Here is a 15,276-nt window from a genome sequence, read left to right on the forward strand (position 1 = left end):
CCCGACTCACCAGGATTGCCGCCATGAAACTCGTTTCCTTCAACATCAACGGCTTGCGGGCACGTCCGCATCAACTCGCTGCGCTGATCGAGAAGCACCAGCCCGATGTTATCGGCCTGCAGGAAACCAAGGTCAGCGATGATCAGTTCCCCGAAGCGGACATCCGTGCGCTCGGCTACCACGTTCATTACCACGGCCAGAAGGGCCACTACGGGGTGGCCCTGCTCTCGCGCCAGGCACCGCTGGAGTTGGTCAAGGGTTTTCCAAACGATGGCGAGGAGTCGCAGCGGCGCTTCATCTATGGCACATATGCGGACGCACTAGGCAACCCGGTCACGGTGATGAATGGCTACTTCCCGCAAGGCGAAAGCCGCGACCACCCCACCAAATTTCCCGCAAAACAGCGCTTCTATGCGGATTTGCAGGAATTGCTGACCGGCCGCTTCGCCAGCAACCAGCCGTTGGTGGTCATGGGTGATATCAATATTTCACCCGAAGATTGCGACATCGGCATCGGCGAGGTGAATCGCAAGCGCTGGTTGAAGACCGGCAAATGTAGCTTTCTGCCGGAAGAACGCGAGTGGCTGGCAACACTCAAGAGCTGGGGTCTGGTCGACAGCTTCCGCCAGCTACATCCCGAAGTCGATGACCGCTTCAGCTGGTTCGACTACCGCAGCCGGGGTTTCGAGGATGAGCCCAAGCGAGGTCTGCGCATCGATGTCATCCTCGCCTCTCAGGCCTTGCAGGAACGCCTCAAGGACGCGGGTATCGACTACGAATTACGCGGCATGGAAAAGCCATCCGATCATGCACCAATCTGGTTGGAGCTGAGCTGACCTCCCGTCATCTTGCCGTCACTTTTCTGTCTTATCGTCGCAGCACTTCAGCCAACCCCTTAAGGTGTTTGCCGCATGCTGCGCGCCCTTCCCGCCTGTGACCGTGATACCTGGATGCGAACCGCTACGTTCCTGTTGCTCGGTTTCGTCTGTTACGTAACCCCCTGGACGGCATTTGCCGCTCTGCCGATGCCGGCAGGAGATCAACCGGTCCTGCGCATCCACGGCTCCAACACCATCGGGGCCAGCTTGGGTCCGGCCCTGGTCAAGGGCCTGCTGGAGCAACAGGGCCTGAGCAACGTCCGTGTGACAGCAGCAGGGGAAAACGAACAGGTGGTATCCGCTACCAACGTTGCGGGGCGCGCCATAAAGGTGGAAATCGCCGCGCACGGTTCCAGCACCGGCTTCAGCGCCATCGAGCAAGGCCGTGCGGAACTGGCAGCGTCCTCGCGGCCAATCAAGGCCAGCGAAGTGGCAACCCTCTCCTCGCTCGGCGACATGAAGAGCCGCGATGCCGAACACGTCATCGCCATCGATGGGCTGGCCATCGTGCTGCACCCAGACAACCCCCTCGGCGTGCTCGGCACCGAGCAACTGGCGCAGATATTTTCAGGTGAGGTCACCGACTGGGCACAGGTGGGAGGCCGTTCAGGAGCGATCTCACTCTACGCCCGGGATGACAACTCCGGCACGTTCGATACCTTCAAAGAGCTGGTACTCAGCGCCAATGGCAAGCAGCTTTCGAGCAAAGCCAAGCGCTTCGAGTCCAGCGAACAGCTCTCCGACTCGGTGGCCCGTGATCCCAATGGCATCGGTTTTATCGGCCTGCCCTATGTACGTAAAGCCAAGGCCCTGGCCATTACCGCCGGAGAGTCACAAGCGATGCCGCCGAGCACGACCTTGATCGCCACCGAGGACTATCCACTGTCCCGGCGTCTATTTCTCTACGGTCTGCCCAATAGCACCAATCCGTGGGCGACTGCCTTGCTGCAATTCGCCCAAAGCCCACAAGGCCAGACCATCGTCGCGCAGAACGGCTTCATCGCACAGACCGTCCAGGCGGTCAGCATCAAGGCAACTGCCGAGATGCCTGCGGCTTACCAGGCGCTGGCTCGTGAGGCCCAGCGTTTGTCGGTGAACTTTCGCTTCCAGGAAGGCAGCGCAAGCCTCGACAATAAAGCCGGGCAGGACCTGCGCCGGGTGCTGGATTACCTCAAGCAGCACGGCAAACTGCAGAAAAAAGTCGTGCTGGTTGGTTTCGGTGACCCCAAGGCAGCCTCGGCTCGCGCCGAACTGCTGTCGAAGCTTCGCGCCATGGCAGTACGCCGTGAAATGGTGCGAGAAGGCGTGGTGATGCGCGAAGTGGCCGGCCTGGGCGATGAACTACCGGTTGCCGACAACGAAGACGACAGTGGCAGGTTCAAGAATCGCCGGGTGGAAGTCTGGGTGTATTGAGTTTTTCAACGCGCAGCAGGCACTTGCCCTGCTACGCGATTCAACCTAGCCTTAGCTGCATGTGACGCCGGGCCCCTCTGGCGATGAGTGCTCTCATCGTGATGTCGGAGTCACTAAGTTGAACATCAACTTAGGCACTGACAGGGAGGGCCCATGACAGCTCTACATGCCTTTATGTCCACGCCGCTGCTCGGCACCCCGTATTACTTCTGGATGGCGTTCGTCATCATCGTCTTTGCGCTGCTGGTTTTCGACCTCGGCGTTCTGCACCGCGATCAGCACGAAATCGAAATGCGCGAAAGTCTGCTGCTCTATGCAGGCTATTTCAGCGTTGGCGTGGCGTTCGGTGGCTGGGTCTGGTGGGAATTGGGTGCCACCAAGGCGCTTGAGTTCTACACCGGTTTTCTGGTCGAACAGTCGCTGTCGATGGACAACGTGTTCGTCATGGCGATGATCCTCGGCTTCTTCGGCATCCCGCGTAAATACCAGCATCGCGTTCTGTTCTGGGGCATCCTCGGCGTCGTCGTGCTGCGCGCGATCATGATCGGCCTCGGAACCGCTTTGGTTCAGGAGTTCGACTGGATTCTCTATGTATTCGGCGCGTTCCTGTTGTTCACCGGCATCAAAATGCTGTTCAGCAAAGATCACGACGAGCACCCTGATTTGTCGCAGAACAAGTTGCTGATCTTCCTGCGCAAACACATCCGTGTCACCGATGATCTGCACGGTGGCAAATTTCTGGTCCGCCAGCCCGATCCCGCCAGCGGCAAGATGCTGTTATTCGCCACCCCGCTGCTACTGGCTCTGGTACTGATCGAGCTGGCAGATCTGGTATTCGCGGTCGACAGCGTGCCGGCGGTATTTGCCATCACCCAGGACCCGTTTATTGTCTACACATCGAATATCTTTGCGATTCTCGGTCTACGCGCGCTGTACTTCGCACTGGCGGCACTGATGCACCGTTTCGTGTACCTCAAGTACGCGCTGGCCATTGTGCTGATGTTCATCGGCAGCAAGATCTTCCTGCACAGTTTCATCAAGGTGCCCGCGCTGCTTTCACTGGGCGTTACCATGGGCGTACTGGCTGGCGGCGTTATCCTGTCGCTGCTGAAAACCCGCGACAAGAAGCCTGAAGAGACGACGTGAACCAACAGGACGTGCAGATCGACTGCGTAAACAAAGCCGATGGCGTGCGCTGGTGCGTACGTCTCGGCAAACGCACCCTCATGTTCGATGAAGAGCTCGCTGCACGCGCTTTCGCGGCGCAACTGCACATGCGCTTGAAACATCAAAACCCGCTTCTGGTGCCGGGGCTCGACGAGCCACCGGTTACCTGAGTGCGTTTCACTTCATGTACTTTCCAAGCTCGTATTTGCCGATTGCCGCACGATGCACCTCATCGGGTCCATCAGCGAGACGCAGGGTACGTTGCATCGCATACCAATAAGCCAGCGGAAAGTCGCCGCTGACCCCTGCCCCGCCGTGCATCTGAATAGCCCGGTCGATCACCTTCAATGCCACGTTCGGCGCTACCACCTTGATCTGCGCGATCTCGCTGGCCGCTACCTTGTTGCCAACCGTGTCCATCATGTAGGCAGCATTGAGGGTCAGCAGTCGCGCCATGTTGATCTCCATGCGCGACTCGGCGATCAGGTCGATATTGCCACCCAGACGCGCCAAGGGCTTGCCGAAGGCCGTGCGCGTCAATGCCCGTTCGCACATCAGCTCGAGCGCCCGCTCGGCCATGCCGATGGAACGCATGCAGTGATGAATACGGCCTGGACCGAGGCGCCCCTGGGCGATCTCGAAGCCCCGCCCTTCGCCGAGCAGCACATTGTCATAAGGAACCCGAACGTCTTCGAATAGCACTTCCGCATGGCCGTGCGGCGCATCGTCGTAACCGAATACCGGCAACGGTCTGAGCACCTTCACGCCGGGCGTGTCCATCGGCACCAGAATCATCGAATGCTGTTGGTGGCGATGCCCTTCCGGGTTGGTAAGCCCCATGAAGATCATGATCTTGCAACGCGGATCACAGGCGCCCGAGGTCCACCACTTACGCCCGTTGATTACCCATTCGCTGCCGTCGCGCACGGCGCTGGCCTGCATGTTGGTCGCATCCGCAGAAGCCACGTCCGGCTCGGTCATGGCGAACGCCGAACGAATCTCTCCGGTAAGCAGCGGGTCGAGCCACTGACGCTTCTGCGCGTCACTGCCATACCTCACCAACACCTCCATGTTACCGGTGTCAGGCGCTGCACAGTTGAACGGCTCGGGACCAATCAGCGAACGGCCCATGATCTCCGCCAGTGGCGCGTATTCGGTGTTGTTCAGCCCCGCCCCGTGATCCGAGTCAGGCAAGAACAGATTCCACAAGCCTTCGGCTTTTGCCTGGTCCTTGAGCTGCTCCATGATTGCGGTTGGCTGCCAGCGGTCGCCATCGGCAACCTGCCGCTCGAAGACGGCTTCGGCCGGATAGACGTGAGCCTCCATGAAAGCGCTGACGCGCTCACGCAATTGCTGAACTTTGGGAGAGTAGGCGAAATCCATGGCGCACCTTGGGCTGCTTTCTGTGTGCAGAGGATGCTAGTGGACGAGGCGTAATTTATCGAAGCTATTTTCATCGTGTATTAACATTCATCACCGATATAACATCGACCCATAACAACATCTCGGGAAGCGTGCTGGCATGAATCTGAACAAGGTCGATCTCAATCTGTTCGTCGTTTTCGACGCTATCTACACCGAAGCGAACCTCACGCGTGCCGGACAGATTGTCGGCATCACTCAACCGGCAGTCTCCAATGCCCTGTCGCGCCTGCGCGAAACATTCAATGATCCGCTGTTCGTGCGCACTGCCCAGGGCATGGTGCCGACGCCTATGGCGCAGAACATCATCACGCCGGTGCGTAACGCGCTGCAGCAACTGAGAATCTCGGTTCAGGAGAGCCGAACGTTCACCCCGGCCCAAGCCAACAAGAGCTTTCGCATCAGCATGACCGACCTGACCGAAGCGGTGGTGTTACCGCCACTGTTTCAGCGCCTGCGGCGTCAGGCGCCAAACGTGACGATCGAAAGCATGCTGGTGCGCCGCCGCGAAACCACCAAGGAGCTGGCTGCCGGGCGCTTGGACTTCGCAGTGGATGCACCGCTGAACATCGACCCGCAAGTACGTCACGTGAAACTGATGGAGGATCGTTACGTCTGCGCCATGCGCCACGGCCACCCTCTGAGCAAGCAGCCCCTCAGCCTGGACGCTTACCTGTCGCTGACTCACATCCACATTTCCAGCCGCCGCAGCGGGCTGGGCTACATCGACCTGGCGCTGGGCAAGATCGGTATTCAACGGCGTATCGCCTTGCGCTCACAGCATTACCTGATGGCTTGCAGCGTAATGCGCGATACCGACATGGCAATCACCGTGCCGGAGCGCTTCGCCCGTGATAACGGTCTGCATTTCAGCGAACTGCCAGTGACCGGAATTCCTGAATTGGAAACCCACCTCTATTGGCACGAAAGTACCGATCAGGACCCCGCCAATCGCTGGATGCGCGAGCAGATTATCGAGATCTGCCAACGTATCAGCAGTCAGGAACGCAAGATGGAGAGCTCTGGCAGCAATTAGCGCTCCAGACCTCAGCTGGAGTAATCCAACACCGTCCAGATGCGCGTCAACCCATCGCCAATCACACAACCTGACGCGCTCAACTGCTTGTTGTCATGCAGGGTCATGCGGGTGGTCACACCATCCGCAGCATCCTGCCGTTCGACCAACCACTGCACTTTGCCGCAATTCGGTGTATCGATCACATAGCTGGCGGCAACGGGCGCATCGCTACTCGCCAGTTTGATGGCGTCGACCACGACCCCGTGCTCTTCCACACGTTTGCCGTCCTCTACCAGAACCGCCCAGGCCTGACTGTCTTCGATAATCAGGTAGTTGGCATTGACCTTGGGTTGCTCGACATGCGGCTGCGCACAGCCCGTGAGTGTCACCAACAGCACAATTGTCATGAGTATCTGTTGCATTGTCTCGTAGTCCTCGGCAACAACCACGGCGCTTTGCATTGCTCGTGGATATGGAAGTCATGAAGCGTCAGGGCCCAATATCACCGAATACTGTTTATTTGTACAGTACTTTTGTTTTACCCTAGCTACCATCACCACACTGGCCATAAATCGGGAATGCCCTGGCTGGATCAGGCGTAATCGGGAGCCTCATGATGCTGGACGTACTGCAACTCAAACACCTGATCAACCAGATGCCGCTGGACAAGGTTCGGCCTGTGGTCGAGGAACTGCACCTGGAAGGGATCGTTACCGAAGGTAAAACCCCCTTCAATCGCCTGCATTTCAATATCTGCTTTGCGGAGCTGGAAGCGCTGCTGCAACGCGCGGGCTACCACCGGCAACTGGATGTGGTGGGTTACAAGGGTATGGCTTATGCGATGTTCGATCCTGGCCGCTGGGACGCGGTAGACGTGCTGCGCTGGCTGCGCGATTACGTGGAAGAGGCTCAGGTGTGCCCTGCGTCGTAGCTGGGCATCGGCAAGCTGCAACGCACGACAATGGCCCTTATTCCAGGCGGGATTGCAGTCTATTCCTGGCAGCTCAAGCAAATACTCGATATGGCGCGATGTTTGCTTTATCATTACGAAATCAAATCGGCACTCATTTATTGGGAAGCCGAGTAACGGATACGGCGTCTGCCAGGGCACCTTCCCCCATCGGGTGCCCTGGTAGATGCCGTTTTTATTTGTAAGGCCGCCTTTTTTACAGGCAAAGAAAAACCCGGCCTAAGCCGGGTTTTTCTTGTCGCCTAAGCCTATTACTGGGCTTGGGCTTCTACTTCAGCTTCTACGCGACGGTTGATCGCGCGACCTTCTTCAGTAGCGTTGTCAGCAACTGGACGCGACTCACCGTAGCCAGCGGAGTTGACGCGGTCAGCGCCTACGCCGTACTGGTTGACCAGAACGTCACGAACAGCGTTTGCACGACGCTCGGACAGCTTCTGGTTGTAAGCGTCAGTACCGACGGAGTCAGTGTGACCTTCAACAGTGGTGTTGGTCTGTGGGTACTGGTTCATGAAGTCGGCCAGGTTTTTGATGTCACCGTAGCTTTCTTGCTTAACAGCAGCCTTGTCGAAGTCGAACTTGACGTCCAGCTCAACGCGAACAACTTGCGGGGCTTCTTCTACAACCGGAGCTGGCTCTGGCATCGGCTCTGGAGCCGGCTCAGTAACCTGGGCAACCTGACGGGTGCTGCCACCGAAGTTCAGACCGACACCAACGCCGGCTTGCCACTCGGTGTCACCTTTGTCGATGTTGTACAGGGTTTCAACGCCAGCACGGGCGTAGAACATTTCAGTGAAGTAGTACTTGGCACCGCCACCGACGATAGCCAGGGTGGAGGTGTCGCGACCGCCTTTGTTGGCGTCGCCAATGCTCTGGTGGCCAACGCCGCCAGAAACGTAAGGACGCAGGCCTACGCCCGGCTGACCAAAGTGGTAGAGAGCTTTCAGATCAGTCAGGTTGCCCTTGATGTTCTTGCTGCCAGCAGCGCCTTCGCCGCGCAGATCGTGGTACTCGCCGTACGACAGTGCCAACTCGACATCGTCAGTCAGGTAGTAACCAACGCTCGCGCCGAACTGGTTGCCTTCGTCATGAGCGAAATCACGCTGAGTGTCGGTGAAATAGCGATTGGCAAAGCCTTCCACCTCGACAGCGCCTTGGCCTTGAGCCAGCACGCCCATGGAGGTAGCGGCTACCAAGGAGCCAATGACTACGCCTAAGGTGTTTTTCAGTTTCATCCGTTAAATCCCCATCTATGATTGATTGATCTGCATGCAGATAGACATGCAAGTCTACGGTAAGTTTTAAGAAAAACTTACCTATGCCAGTGGAAGCCCGCACCGAACTAACTTTCGGTAATACCTGCGAACTTCTCCCGCAATCTGTCCAGCGCACGCTTGTAGCGCATTTTGGTGGCGCTTAGCCCCATGTGCATGATGTCTGCGATCTCCTGAAACTCTAGCTCTGCTACGAAACGTAGGACTAGAATTTCCCGGTCGATCGGGTTCACGTGCACGAGCCAGCGATCCAGGCCACCGCTATCCTCTATCTTAGGCGCCTTTTCTTCCGACGCTTCTTCCAGAGGATCCAGACTCAGCGCATCCGTCAAACGACGTTTGCGACGCTCCTTGCGGTACTGAGTGATGCATTCGTTGTATGTGATGCTGTAGAGCCAGGTCTTGAACTTCGACTTGCCTTCGAAGTTTTTCAAGCCGTATAAAACTTTAAGCATTACCTCCTGACAGACATCGTCGGCATCTCGATCGTTCCCTAAATATCGCGCGCATACGTTGAACAGGGTGCGCTGATAACGGCGCATGAGTTCTTCGTAGGCGCGGGTGATATGGAACAACTCATCATGAGCACGTGCTACCAGCTCCTCGTCGGAGAGCTCGCGTGGGTCATAGCGCAATGACGGTGATTGAGGTGCGTTCAAAGCAAATCGAGCCAACGGTCAGGACGAAAACAGCCAGCACCTGATTTACCAGGCTGCTGACTGGGCGCGTAGCGTAGCAGAAACGGCCCCTCAGCGGCTTTTTACCCGCTGCTCGAGCAGCACGCGGTTGGACAGCGAAACCATTTCGCCAGAATCGGTGAGCACTGTGGTTTTCACCGTGCCGATCTCCTCGATCTGTCCCTGAACGTCGCCAACTTCGATCTCTTGACCGACCTGGTACAGCTCGCGCACATAAATGCCGGCAAGAATCTGGCTGGCCAATTCCTTGCTGCCCAGGCCAAGCGCCAGCGCCACGGCCAGACCGACCGAAATCAACACGATGGCGATGACGTTATTAAGAAGGTCGGTTTTTACCTCCAGCTGGCCGATCGCCACGGAGATACTGATGATGATCACCAGCCCCTGGGCCAAACGCGCCAGGCCGTGAGCGTAATCCAGGCCAACACCCTCGGCAGCGCCGCGCACCAGGCCACTGAGCAAATGCGCCAGCAACACCCCTGCGAGCAAGATAAGTGCCGCACCGAATACCTTCGGCAGATACAGGGCGAGTACATCGAGCGTCGCCGACACCCGCTCCAACCCCAGCGATTCAGCCGCCGAGACCAGGAAGATCAGCAGAACGAACCAGTAGACGATTTTGCCGATCAACGTCGATACCGGCACCTGAAAGCCTGCACGACCAAGAATCTTGGTCAGGCCGGTGCCCGCCATCAGGCGATCCAGGCCAACCTTGCCGAGCAGCTTGGAGAGCAGCGTATCGAGCAGCTTGGCAACGACGAAGCCGAGCAGCACCAGCACCAATGCCACGAACAGGTTGGGAATGAAGCTGGCGACTTTCGTCCACAGCGCCGTCATCGCGGCGACCAGGCTATGTGTCCAGGGATCAAGTTCCATTTCATTCAGCCTTATCAGAAGAGCGAGCAGAAGCACGGCGACGTGACACAGGGGCCACGTGGGATGAACCGTTGTTGAGGGCAAGCATCAGGGCCCCGGCCCAGTGCCCCATCAGGCCGAACAGGTCGCCAGCGCCAACCTGGCGGTTGGCGGTCTTGAGCACCCGGTTCAGGCAGGCATCGTCATCGCGAGATGGCGAGGACGAGGCTTTCAGCAAATCACGCAGAGATTCTTCAAATGGATCGTGCATAGCAGACCTCACAGAACGTCTGTGCTAGACGAAGCGCCTGGAGGGCAAGTCACATCAGAGCCAGCGCAGGCGTCGGAACAACAGCCATTGGCCGACACCGATCAGCACCATCAACAGGCAGGCGACAAGAAAGCCGTACGAGCTGTCGGCACCGGGAATCCCGCCGACATTGATACCCAGCAAGCCGGTGAGAAAGCTCATCGGCAGAAATACGCAGGTGATGATGCCAAAGCGAAACATGATGCGGTTCATGCGCAGGTCCATCCGGCGGTTCTCGGCCTCGAGCAACAGGCCGATACGCTCGCGGGTCAGCTCCAGTTCCTCGAGGTAGCGCAGCAGACGGTTGTTGAGCTCGTTCCAGTAGAGACCATCTTCATGGGTCAACCAGGGCAACTGGCTGCGAGTCAGCTGGGCGTAGATATCGCGCTGCGGCGACAGAAAGCGCCGTAAGCCTGCAGCGCGGCGGCGGATCTGTAGCAACAGACCATGATCGGGCAAGGCGCGCTCGTCGTTATCGACCTTCTCCTCCTGATCGTCGACCAACTCGCTAAGCTCGCTGACCAGGTCCTCGACCTTGTCAGTCAGGTAATCGCTGAGCTGCAGCACCAGTTCGGACGCCGTAGTCGGCCCCTTGCCGGCTTGCAGCCTGTCGATCAAGTCCTCGGTGGCGCGCAGCGGTCGCAGGCGCAGGGAGATAATGCGCCGCGCCTCGGCGAAGATACGCACCGACACCATGTCTTCGGGTTCGGCACCGGGGTTGAGGTTGACGCCACGCAGAAAGACCAGCAGCTCGTCGTTAGGCAACGGCAGCGCACGGGGCCGAGTGTTTTCTTCGAGCAGCAGATCGCAGGCAAACTCGTTCAGCCCGCTGTCGCGGCGCAACCAGCTCTGGGTCTGCGGATGCCCGCGGTCCCAGTGCAGCCAAAGGCTCTGCCCCTCCTCCAATTGCAATGCGTCAAGTTGTTCACGGGCTACCGCATGAGCACCGCCCTTGCCATCCAGCACGAAGCCGTGCACCAGGCCCCACTGCGCGTTGTCTTCCTCGTACATCAATACCCCGGAGATTGGTTACAGGAGCCGAGCGGCCGCCGGCAGTGGTTAGGCGACTTGCAACGCCTGCGGCGAGACGATGATGCCGTTGTTGTCGGCATATACATATTCACCCGGGCGGAAGGTGACGCCGCCAAAGGTAACCACCACATTGAGGTCGCCCAGGCCGCGCTTTTCGGTTTTCATCGGGTGGCTGCCCAGCGCCTGAACGCCGAGGTGAGTCTGCGCCAGCACATCGACGTCACGTACACAGCCGTAGATGACCATGCCTTCCCAGCCGTTTTTAGCCGCTTTTTCTGCGATCATGTCACCCAGCAGTGCGCAACGCAGGGACGCGCCGCCATCGACCACCAGCACCTTGCCAGCGCCCGGCTGATCGGCCTGAGCCTTGACCAGCGAATTGTCTTCGAAGCATTTGACGGTGACGATCTGCCCACCGAACGAATCGCGGCCACCAAAATTGCTGAACATCGGTTCCACGACGCTAACCAGTTCCGGGTTGGCGTCACACAGATCGGGCGTGATGTATTGCATGGCGAAGCTCCTGAATAGGTGATCGAGGCCTGCAGCATAGTCCGCGCCGCTGCGCATGTGCGCAGCGGCCGGCGAGGGCAATGGTAGCCGGATCACGGTGTTGCAGGAATGGCCGCCCCGCTTTCTTCGCCCGGCGTGGCAACGGTCATCTGTCGCTCGCCGTCGAGCCAGCGCCGCACCAGCGGCCAGACTTCATCCTGCGCTGGCTTGCTGACCAGCATCTGCACGTGGTCGTAGTCCTGCTGGAAGCCATCTGCGCGGGCCAGATTGATGAACTGACGATCTTCAGAGGCGAACTGCTCAAACAGTGCACGACACGCCGGCGGCGGACACTCGCGATCGCCCTCACCGGCAACCGCCAGCACAGGAATGTGCACCTCACTCAGGCCTGCCCACCAGTCACGCTCGGCATCGCCGAAACGGCCAAACAGACGATGCCAGCGCAGCGTTTCCAGGGCGATACCGATGGGCTCATCCTCAGGCCCGCGCTTGAGCCGCGAGCCGGACAACACCGCGAAACGCTTGAGCAGCAGCCGCGCCAGCCATTCGATCGGCGGGACCTTGAGCGACCAGTAACGGCGGCTGACTTCGGCGCCGAACACTGCAACACCAGCGACATGCGCCTGCTGCAGATAGCCGCCACCGAGCGCGGCAGCCAGGGTCAGGCCACCCAGCGAATGACCGATCCAATGCGCGGGTTGCGGATTCATTTCAGCAACGAATGCGCCGATAGCCGGCAGGTCATAGCGCGCATAATCGGCTACGGCGTTGTGGCGATAAGCCAGATTGCGCGGCGACAAGCCATGGCCGCGCATCTCGGCAATCCACACATCGAAGCCGGCGCGCGCCAGATACGGCGCCAGGCCGATGCACCGGGGCGAGTACCAGAAACGCCGGTTCGAGAAGCTGCCGTGGAGCAGGATGACCGGCGGGCCACGCAGGTCTTCGTGGCCCGCCATACCCAGCCGGGTCAGCGCCAACTCCACGCTGAAGTCAGGGCTGTTGCCGGGTTTGAGGCGGTAAACGTCTTCACTCAGATCGCCGCGCAGCTCGGCACTCATCAGCGCAACGGGGAACAATTCACTACTGCTTTGCATCGTCTTCGCTCTGGTACAACGGGCTGCCAATCGCGACAGGTCGCCTAGCGGCAGGCCATAAAAAAGGGCAGGTAGAACCTGCCCTCGGGTCACCTTTTACATCGTGCCGGTCAGCTTTGCTGACCTTCGGCCAGGAAGAACCAGGTTTCCAGCACCGAATCCGGATTCAGCGAGACACTTTCGATGCCCTGCTCCATCAGCCACTTGGCCAGGTCTGGGTGGTCGGAAGGCCCCTGGCCGCAGATACCGATGTATTTGCCGGCCTTGTTACAGGCCTGGATAGCGTTGGCCAGCAGCTTCTTGACCGCCGGGTTACGTTCGTCGAACAGGTGCGCCACGATGCCGGAGTCACGATCGAGCCCCAGCGTCAGCTGGGTCAAGTCGTTAGAGCCAATGGAGAAACCGTCGAAGTACTCGAGGAACTCGTCGGCGAGAATCGCATTGGACGGCAGCTCGCACATCATGATGACCTTCAGGCCATCCTGGCCGCGCGCCAGGCCATTCGCGGCGAGCAGATCGACCACTTGCTTGGCTTCGCCCAGGGTGCGCACGAACGGCACCATGATCTCCACGTTGGTCAGGCCCATCTCGTTGCGGACTTTCTTCAGCGCGCGACATTCGAGCTCAAAGCAATCGCGGAACGATTCGCTGATGTAACGTGAGGCACCGCGGAAACCCAGCATCGGGTTCTCTTCTTCCGGCTCGTACAGCTTGCCGCCGATCAGGTTGGCGTATTCGTTGGACTTGAAGTCCGAGAGGCGCACGATGACTTTCTTCGGCCAGAACGCTGCAGCCAAGGTGCTGATGCCCTCGACCAGTTTCTCGACGTAGAAGCTCACCGGGTCGGGATAGCCAGCGATGCGTTTCTCGACGCTTTCCCGAATTTCCGGTGGCAGGCCGTCCATGTTCAGCAGCGCCTTGGGGTGCACGCCAATCATGCGGTTGATGATGAATTCGAGACGCGCAAGGCCTATGCCGGCGTTGGGCAGCTGGGCGAAATCGAAGGCGCGATCCGGGTTACCGACGTTCATCATGATCTTGAACGGCAGCTCGGGCATGGCGTCGACCGAGTTCTTGCGAATGTCGAAGCCCAACTCACCTTCAAAGATGAAGCCCGTGTCGCCTTCGGCACAGGAAACGGTGACGCCTTGGCCGTCGCGCAGCATGTGGGTTGCATTACCGCAACCGACTACCGCCGGGATGCCCAGTTCACGGGCGATGATCGCCGCGTGGCAGGTACGACCGCCACGGTTGGTGACGATCGCGCTGGCGCGCTTCATGACGGGTTCCCAGTCGGGGTCGGTCATGTCGGACACCAGCACATCGCCGGGCTGAACCTTGTCCATCTCCGATACGTCGTTGATCACGCGTACCTTGCCAGCACCGATCTTCTGACCGATCGCGCGGCCTTCGACCAGCACAGTGCCGGTCTCCTTGAGCAGGTAGCGCTCCATCACCGTGGCACTGGCGCGGCTCTTCACGGTTTCTGGACGGGCTTGAACGATGTACAGCTTGCCGTCGTCACCGTCTTTGGCCCACTCGATGTCCATCGGGCGGCCGTAGTGTTTTTCGATGATCATGGCCTGCTTGGCCAGCTCGGTGACTTCGGCGTCCCTCAGGCAGAAGCGCGCGCGATCGGCGCGGTCGACATCGACGACCTTGACCGACTTGCCGGCCTTGGCTTCGTCGCCGTAGATCATCTTGATCGCCTTGCTGCCCAGGTTGCGGCGCAGAATCGCCGGGCGCCCGGCCTCGAGCGTGTGCTTGTGCACGTAGAACTCGTCAGGGTTGACCGCACCCTGCACCACGGTTTCACCCAGGCCGTAAGCGCCGGTGATGAATACCACGTCGCGGAAGCCCGACTCCGTGTCGAGGGTGAACATCACACCGGCGGTGCCGGTTTCCGAACGCACCATGCGCTGCACGCCAGCAGACAGGGCGACCAGCTTGTGATCAAAGCCCTGGTGCACACGGTAGGCGATGGCGCGGTCGTTGAAGAGAGAGGCAAAAACTTCCTTGGCCGCACGGATAACGTTTTCCACGCCGCGGATATTCAGGAAGGTTTCCTGCTGGCCGGCGAACGAGGCATCGGGCAGGTCTTCGGCAGTCGCCGAGGAGCGCACGGCGACCGCCATGTTGTCGTTGCCATTGGCCATGGCCGCGAAAGCGGTGCGAATCTGCTCGTTGAGTTCATTGGGGAACTCAGCATCCATGACCCACTGACGGATTTGCGCGCCGGTTTTGGCCAGCGCGTTGACGTCATCGACATCCAGGGCATCGAGCGCTGCGTGAATCTGCGCGTTGAGCCCGCTCTGCTCGAGAAAATCACGATAGGCCTGAGCCGTAGTGGCGAAGCCACCAGGAACCGAGACGCCGGCCCCCGCCAGGTTGCTGATCATCTCGCCAAGGGAGGCGTTCTTGCCCCCTACGTGCTCGACGTCATGATTGCCGAGCTTATCGAGGGAAACTACGTACTCTGCCAAGGTGATCTCTCCACTTCAGTGTTGGAAAAGCTCAAGGGGCTGGGAATGTCAGTGGCAACGCCGGGGGACAATGGCCGGGCCCTGGAAAATAAGTAACAATGCCAACCTAATCAGGGCCGGCAAAAAACCGACCTATCATAGCCAAGATT

Annotated in this window: 16 protein-coding genes; 6 read left to right on the plus strand and 10 right to left on the minus strand. The window is 59.2% G+C overall.

What is annotated here, in order from left to right:
* Positions 1-23 precede the first annotated feature (23 nt).
* From xthA to BLS60_RS15375, 4 genes are all read left to right on the plus strand, one after another.
* Complete coding sequence (gene xthA / locus BLS60_RS15360; protein ID WP_092369661.1) at positions 24-836, plus strand: exodeoxyribonuclease III; 813 nt, start codon at positions 24-26, stop codon at positions 834-836.
* Between the two features lie 75 nt (positions 837-911).
* The gene (locus BLS60_RS15365) at positions 912-2,291 is read left to right on the plus strand and encodes a substrate-binding domain-containing protein (protein ID WP_092369664.1); all 1,380 of its coding nucleotides are present in this window, start codon (positions 912-914) and stop codon (positions 2,289-2,291) included.
* Positions 2,292-2,444: 153 nt separating this feature from the next.
* A complete protein-coding gene (locus BLS60_RS15370; RefSeq protein WP_070883100.1) occupies positions 2,445-3,437 on the plus strand; it encodes a TerC family protein in 993 nt (330 codons plus the stop codon).
* The gene (locus tag BLS60_RS15375) at positions 3,434-3,628 is read left to right on the plus strand and encodes a hypothetical protein (RefSeq protein ID WP_070883099.1); all 195 of its coding nucleotides are present in this window, start codon (positions 3,434-3,436) and stop codon (positions 3,626-3,628) included. The genes BLS60_RS15370 and BLS60_RS15375 overlap by 4 nt, the downstream gene beginning before the upstream one ends.
* A 7-nt stretch (positions 3,629-3,635) precedes the next feature.
* Here BLS60_RS15375 and BLS60_RS15380 read toward each other — a convergent pair whose 3' ends face one another.
* Positions 3,636-4,841, minus strand: coding sequence for an acyl-CoA dehydrogenase (locus BLS60_RS15380; protein WP_070883098.1), 1,206 nt, complete (start codon positions 4,839-4,841; stop codon positions 3,636-3,638).
* Between the two features lie 139 nt (positions 4,842-4,980).
* On the opposite strand from BLS60_RS15380, the gene BLS60_RS15385 reads away from it, so the two are divergent.
* Positions 4,981-5,916, plus strand: a complete 936-nt coding sequence (locus tag BLS60_RS15385) for a LysR family transcriptional regulator (protein WP_092369667.1) — start codon at positions 4,981-4,983, stop codon at positions 5,914-5,916.
* Positions 5,917-5,927: 11 nt separating this feature from the next.
* On the opposite strand, the gene BLS60_RS15390 is transcribed toward BLS60_RS15385, so the two are convergent.
* Positions 5,928-6,320 carry a lipoprotein gene (locus BLS60_RS15390; protein ID WP_070883096.1) on the minus strand — a complete coding sequence of 131 codons (393 nt, stop codon included), beginning with the start codon at positions 6,318-6,320 and terminating at the stop codon, positions 5,928-5,930.
* A gap of 194 nt (positions 6,321-6,514) precedes the next feature.
* Between BLS60_RS15390 and BLS60_RS15395 the strand changes: the two genes are divergently transcribed.
* Complete coding sequence (locus BLS60_RS15395; RefSeq protein WP_070883095.1) at positions 6,515-6,829, plus strand: transcriptional regulator; 315 nt, start codon at positions 6,515-6,517, stop codon at positions 6,827-6,829.
* A gap of 290 nt (positions 6,830-7,119) precedes the next feature.
* Here BLS60_RS15395 and BLS60_RS15400 read toward each other — a convergent pair whose 3' ends face one another.
* The 8 genes from BLS60_RS15400 to ppsA all read right to left on the minus strand — a co-directional run bounded on the left by BLS60_RS15400 (position 7,120) and on the right by ppsA (position 15,127).
* Positions 7,120-8,100, minus strand: coding sequence for an OmpA family protein (locus BLS60_RS15400; RefSeq protein WP_070883094.1), 981 nt, complete (start codon positions 8,098-8,100; stop codon positions 7,120-7,122).
* A 107-nt stretch (positions 8,101-8,207) separates the two neighbouring features.
* Positions 8,208-8,798: an RNA polymerase sigma factor SigX gene (sigX, locus tag BLS60_RS15405; protein WP_070883093.1), complete on the minus strand. Its 591-nt coding sequence runs from the start codon at positions 8,796-8,798 to the stop codon at positions 8,208-8,210.
* 90 nt (positions 8,799-8,888) lie between these two features.
* Positions 8,889-9,713 carry a mechanosensitive ion channel family protein gene (locus BLS60_RS15410; protein ID WP_070883092.1) on the minus strand — a complete coding sequence of 275 codons (825 nt, stop codon included), beginning with the start codon at positions 9,711-9,713 and terminating at the stop codon, positions 8,889-8,891.
* 1 nt (position 9,714) lies between these two features.
* On the minus strand, positions 9,715-9,963 hold the full coding sequence (locus tag BLS60_RS15415) for a CrfX protein (protein WP_070883091.1): 249 nt from the start codon (positions 9,961-9,963) through the stop codon (positions 9,715-9,717).
* 54 nt (positions 9,964-10,017) lie between these two features.
* On the minus strand, positions 10,018-11,013 hold the full coding sequence (locus tag BLS60_RS15420) for a zinc transporter ZntB (protein WP_092369670.1): 996 nt from the start codon (positions 11,011-11,013) through the stop codon (positions 10,018-10,020).
* Positions 11,014-11,061: 48 nt separating this feature from the next.
* Positions 11,062-11,547, minus strand: coding sequence for a ribonuclease E activity regulator RraA (rraA, locus tag BLS60_RS15425; RefSeq protein ID WP_070883089.1), 486 nt, complete (start codon positions 11,545-11,547; stop codon positions 11,062-11,064).
* A 92-nt stretch (positions 11,548-11,639) separates the two neighbouring features.
* Complete coding sequence (locus tag BLS60_RS15430; RefSeq protein WP_092369673.1) at positions 11,640-12,644, minus strand: alpha/beta fold hydrolase; 1,005 nt, start codon at positions 12,642-12,644, stop codon at positions 11,640-11,642.
* Positions 12,645-12,754: 110 nt separating this feature from the next.
* The gene (gene ppsA / locus BLS60_RS15435; protein WP_092369676.1) at positions 12,755-15,127 is read right to left on the minus strand and encodes a phosphoenolpyruvate synthase; all 2,373 of its coding nucleotides are present in this window, start codon (positions 15,125-15,127) and stop codon (positions 12,755-12,757) included.
* Positions 15,128-15,276 lie beyond the last annotated feature (149 nt).

It is taken from the genome of Phytopseudomonas seleniipraecipitans, from assembly GCF_900102335.1.
Classification (GTDB): Bacteria; Pseudomonadota; Gammaproteobacteria; order Pseudomonadales; family Pseudomonadaceae; genus Aquipseudomonas; species Aquipseudomonas seleniipraecipitans.

What these genes read in the sequence shown, in the direction of transcription:
- xthA (WP_092369661.1), top strand. Translation starts at nt 24, where the DNA reads ATGAAACTCGTTTCCTTCAACATCAACGGCTTGCGGGCACGTCCGCAT.
- BLS60_RS15365 (WP_092369664.1), top strand. Translation starts at nt 912, where the DNA reads ATGCTGCGCGCCCTTCCCGCCTGTGACCGTGATACCTGGATGCGAACC.
- BLS60_RS15370 (WP_070883100.1), top strand. Translation starts at nt 2,445, where the DNA reads ATGACAGCTCTACATGCCTTTATGTCCACGCCGCTGCTCGGCACCCCG.
- BLS60_RS15380 (WP_070883098.1), bottom strand. Translation starts at nt 4,841, where the DNA reads ATGGATTTCGCCTACTCTCCCAAAGTTCAGCAATTGCGTGAGCGCGTC.
- BLS60_RS15385 (WP_092369667.1), top strand. Translation starts at nt 4,981, where the DNA reads ATGAATCTGAACAAGGTCGATCTCAATCTGTTCGTCGTTTTCGACGCT.
- BLS60_RS15390 (WP_070883096.1), bottom strand. Translation starts at nt 6,320, where the DNA reads ATGCAACAGATACTCATGACAATTGTGCTGTTGGTGACACTCACGGGC.
- BLS60_RS15395 (WP_070883095.1), top strand. Translation starts at nt 6,515, where the DNA reads ATGCTGGACGTACTGCAACTCAAACACCTGATCAACCAGATGCCGCTG.
- BLS60_RS15400 (WP_070883094.1), bottom strand. Translation starts at nt 8,100, where the DNA reads ATGAAACTGAAAAACACCTTAGGCGTAGTCATTGGCTCCTTGGTAGCC.
- BLS60_RS15410 (WP_070883092.1), bottom strand. Translation starts at nt 9,713, where the DNA reads ATGGAACTTGATCCCTGGACACATAGCCTGGTCGCCGCGATGACGGCG.
- BLS60_RS15415 (WP_070883091.1), bottom strand. Translation starts at nt 9,963, where the DNA reads ATGCACGATCCATTTGAAGAATCTCTGCGTGATTTGCTGAAAGCCTCG.
- BLS60_RS15420 (WP_092369670.1), bottom strand. Translation starts at nt 11,013, where the DNA reads ATGTACGAGGAAGACAACGCGCAGTGGGGCCTGGTGCACGGCTTCGTG.
- rraA (WP_070883089.1), bottom strand. Translation starts at nt 11,547, where the DNA reads ATGCAATACATCACGCCCGATCTGTGTGACGCCAACCCGGAACTGGTT.
- BLS60_RS15430 (WP_092369673.1), bottom strand. Translation starts at nt 12,644, where the DNA reads ATGCAAAGCAGTAGTGAATTGTTCCCCGTTGCGCTGATGAGTGCCGAG.